Source organism: Streptomyces sp. SPB074, from assembly GCF_000154905.1.
Lineage (GTDB): Bacteria > Actinomycetota > Actinomycetes > Streptomycetales > Streptomycetaceae > Streptomyces.
This window is the reverse complement of the sequence record NZ_GG770539.1, coordinates 1562104-1565906: the sequence shown is the minus strand read 5'-3', so window position 1 is coordinate 1565906 and position 3803 is coordinate 1562104. Positions and strand designations below refer to the sequence as shown.

3 protein-coding genes and 2 pseudogenes are annotated in these 3803 nt (G+C 71.1%); 4 read left to right on the top strand and 1 reads right to left on the bottom strand.

Annotated features, from left to right (window positions below):
• Positions 1-294 (bottom strand): annotated as a pseudogene (locus tag SSBG_RS34295) (hypothetical protein); the annotation flags it as partial.
• Between the two features lie 705 nt (positions 295-999).
• On the opposite strand from SSBG_RS34295, the gene rimP reads away from it, so the two are divergent.
• The 4 genes and pseudogenes from rimP to SSBG_RS36055 form a co-directional block, all read left to right on the top strand.
• Entirely contained in the window at positions 1000-1551 is a 552-nt protein-coding gene (gene rimP, locus SSBG_RS06190) for a ribosome maturation factor RimP (protein WP_008745351.1), read from the top strand.
• A gap of 2 nt (positions 1552-1553) precedes the next feature.
• Positions 1554-2651: a transcription termination factor NusA gene (gene nusA / locus SSBG_RS06185; protein ID WP_008745350.1), complete on the top strand. Its 1098-nt coding sequence runs from the start codon at positions 1554-1556 to the stop codon at positions 2649-2651.
• A 277-nt stretch (positions 2652-2928) separates the two neighbouring features.
• A complete protein-coding gene (locus tag SSBG_RS30755) occupies positions 2929-3225 on the top strand; it encodes a YlxR family protein (RefSeq protein ID WP_008745349.1) in 297 nt (98 codons plus the stop codon).
• Positions 3226-3371: 146 nt separating this feature from the next.
• Positions 3372-3626: pseudogene (locus SSBG_RS36055) on the top strand (translation initiation factor IF-2 N-terminal domain-containing protein); the annotation flags it as partial.
• Positions 3627-3803: the final 177 nt, after the last annotated feature.

Genomic DNA, 3803 nt, shown 5'->3' with positions numbered 1-3803 from the left:
GCGGTGCTGTGTCACCTGCGCGTGCAGTGGGCGCAGCGTCGCGGCGAGTCCGGGATGCGCGGCGAGCGTCGCGTCGTACCGCGCCGCCAGGCCCGCACTGTCGCGCGCCGCCCCGCGGCTCAGCTTCTGCGCGGCGGTGGCCTCCGTCTTCGCGCGACGTTCGGACGCGGCGTCGGAATCGTCCGAGCAGCCGCTGAGCAGCGTCACGCCCGCGAGCGCCGTCCCCGAGGCGAGCACGGCGCGGCGCGAGAGACGGGAGAGGGGAAGCGGACCGGGGAACGGGAGTGGAGGCACGGCGTACTTCCTCGACGGATTCGGTGCCGGCGTCGCGCGCGCCTCGCGTCGTCCGCCCCCTCGGCGGGACGCCGCGTCGCGTAGAGAGACGACGCGCGTGACGCGGTCCGGGGCGGTGACGTGCGAGGGCGGCGACAGCGGCGGACGGATGACGACGGACGGGGCGACAGCGTTACGACGGAGCGGCGGTATCAAAGAGCAGCGGAACGGCGATGCGGTGCGAATGCCCTCACCTCTCGGCGGCGCGCGACGTGGAGCCCGACGCGACGTACGACCCGCGCGACGTCACGCGGCCCGCGACGTGACGCGTGCGGCGCCCGCTACGTACGTCGCCCGCCTCGGGCCCCGCACCGCGCCCCGGCCTGTGTGTCGCGTCACGCCCGGGACGCGACGTCACGCCGCCGACGGCGTTCCGCCCGCTTCGGAGTGTGGTGGCACTGCGGTGATCACCGTACCCGCGTCCGTGCCTCGTACAGAGGCACGGGCCGCCTTGTCCATGCCGTCCTTCCACCGGAAGGGCGCACGGCGCGGCGACGTCGCGCGGACGCCGCGTCGTGCCGCGAAAAGCGGGCGGCGCGCGACGTCGCCCCGATGCCGTACCGGGATGCACCCGTTCGAGTGGCGCCACTCCCCGTCGCGACCGGATACCCTTTGAGCCGAGACATGACGCACCACAACAGCACACGCGGCCGAGGAGTCACCCGGATGAGCACCACCCAGAGCGAGAGGCTGCGGGAGATCCTGGAACCTCTCGTCACCGCCAGGGACCTCGATCTCGAAGAGATCACCGTGACTCCGGCCGGCCGTCGCAGGGTGTTGCAGATCGTGGTGGACGGGGACACGGGCGTGTCCCTCGACACGTGTGCCGAGCTGAGCCGCGAGATCTCCACCGTGCTCGACGACACCGACGCCATGGGCGAGAACGAGTACGTCCTGGAGGTCACCTCGCCCGGTGCCGACCGTCCCCTCAGCGCCCACCGCCACTACGTGCGCGCCACCGGCCGCCTCGTGCGCTTCCAGCTCGCCGAGGGCGGGGAACTGGTGGCCCGGTTGCTCAAGGCGGACGACGCGGGCCTCGATCTGGAGGTCCCCGGCGTCAAGGGCCGCAAGCCGACCAGCCGCAGGCTGGAATTCCCCGAGATCTCCAAGGCGCGGGTGGAGATCGAGTTCAACCGCAAGGAGAGGACGGCCGAGGCCGGTCCTCAGCACGCCGAGCAGGCCGAGGCCGAGCAGGCACCGAAGCCGAAGGAGGCGTAGCCGTGGATATCGACATGAGTGCCCTGCGGGGTCTGGTCCGGGAGAAGGAGATCTCCTTCGACCGTTTGGTCGAGGCGATCGAGTCGGCGCTCCTCATCGCGTACCACCGCACCGAGCACAGCCACCGCCGCGCCCGCGTCCACCTCGACCGCGAGAGCGGTCACGTGACGGTGTGGGTCAAGGAGGACGAGGCGGACCTCGCCGACCTCGGTGAGGGCGCCCGCGCCCGCGAGTTCGACGACACGCCCTCCGACTTCGGGCGGATCGCCGCCACGACCGCCAAGCAGGTCATCCTCCAGCGGCTGCGCGACGCGCAGGACGACGCGACGCTCGGCGAGTACGCCGGGCGCGAGGGCGACATCGTGACCGGCGTCGTCCAGCAGGGCCGCGACCCGAAGAACGTCCTCGTGGACATCGGCAAGCTGGAGGCCATCCTGCCGGTGCAGGAGCAGGTCCCCGGCGAGGAGTACACGCACGGGCTGCGGCTGCGGTCGTACGTCGTACGGGTCGCGAAGGGGATGCGCGGCCCCTCGGTCACCCTCTCGCGCACGCACCCGAACCTCGTGAAGAAGCTCTTCTCCCTGGAGGTCCCCGAGATCGCCGACGGGTCCGTCGAGATCGCCGCCATCGCGCGCGAGGCCGGGCACCGGACGAAGATCGCGGTGCGCTCGAACCGCTCCGGGCTCAACGCCAAGGGCGCGTGCATCGGCCCCATGGGCGGCCGGGTGCGCAACGTCATGGCCGAGCTGAACGGCGAGAAGATCGACATCGTCGACTGGTCGGACAATCCGGCGGAGCTCGTCGCGCACGCGCTGTCCCCGGCGCGCGTCAGCCACGTCGAGGTCGTGGACCTCGCGACGCGCTCCGCGCGCGTCACCGTGCCCGACTACCAGCTCTCGCTGGCGATCGGCAAGGAGGGCCAGAACGCGCGCCTCGCCGCCCGCCTCACCGGCTGGCGCATCGACATCCGCCCGGACACGGAGACGGTGGACGAGGAGGGCGACGGGGGCGAGGGCCGCGAGGGCAACCGGAGCGGTGGCCGCGAGTCCGGCACCGTCGCACCCGCCCGCGACAGCGACCGCAGGCCGGCGCGGGGCTGACGTCGCACGGGACTGACGCGGCGCGGAGCTGCCGCGACGTGGCGACGCTGCGCTGCGCGGAGCCGACGCTGCGGGGGAGCGCCCGGCGAGAACGGCGCGGCGGTCGCCTCACGCCGCGGCCGTAGCGCCACGTCGCGCCGTCGGCACCCCGCACCGACGGCGCGACGTCGCGTCCAGGACGTCCCGCTGCGGCGCCGTAGCGCGGCACCCCGCCACAGATGGCCGTTCGATCTTTCCCCCGTCGGGATGGGGTCGTTACGGGGAGGTAGACTGAAGAGTGTCTGGTCGGACGGATGCCCGCCCCTGCCCTGAACGCACCTGTGTCGGGTGCCGGGAGCGAGCGGCCAAGAATGAATTGCTGCGCACTGTGATGGTCGACGGAGCCCTGCTCCCCGACCCGCGCGGTACGCTGCCCGGCCGGGGTGCGTACGTACACCCCGTACCGGCCTGTACGGAGTCGGCGGTGCGCCGCCGCTCATTCCCCCGGGCCCTCCGGGTCCAGGGACCGCTCGACACGGCGGAACTCCGTCGCTATGTCGAGCGGGCAACACCGCAAGAGCAGGCAACACCGTAAGAAGCGCCGCACGGAACCGCCGTGCGGCTCTGGTACCTCGCGAGTCGGAAGTAGGTCGAGATTGCGATGAGCACTCGATGAGTACGCGATGAGTACGCCCATGAAGTAGCGAAGGTCCGGCGCCCCCCGGACCTCAAAGGAGCGAAGTGGCTAAGGTCCGGGTATACGAACTCGCCAAGGAGTTCGGCGTGGAGAGCAAGGCCGTCATGGCCAAGCTCCAAGAGCTCGGTGAATTCGTCCGTTCGGCGTCCTCGACGATCGAGGCGCCGGTGGTGCGCAAACTGACTGACGCATTCCAGCAGGGCGGTGGCTCCGGCAAGTCCGGCCCCCGTCCCGGCGCGCCGCGCAAGCAGGCGCCCGCACGGCCGGCGGCACCCTCGCCGTCCGCCCCCACCCCTTCCCCCCGGGGCCGGTTCCCGGCGGCTCTCTTTTTGGGTCTTTGGGTGCGCCCTTATCGCTCAGAAGGGTTGTTTTGTGTTTTTTTGTCTCCCCGCCAATGGGCAAATTTCCGGGCCCCGGGGTGGGTGGGGGGAGGTGTGGCGATTTTTTTTTTTTTTTTTTTTTTTTTTTTTTTTTTT

Excerpts from the sequence above, each read along its gene's own strand:
- rimP (WP_008745351.1), top strand. The coding sequence starts at position 1,000 with ATGAGCACCACCCAGAGCGAGAGGCTGCGGGAGATCCTGGAACCTCTC.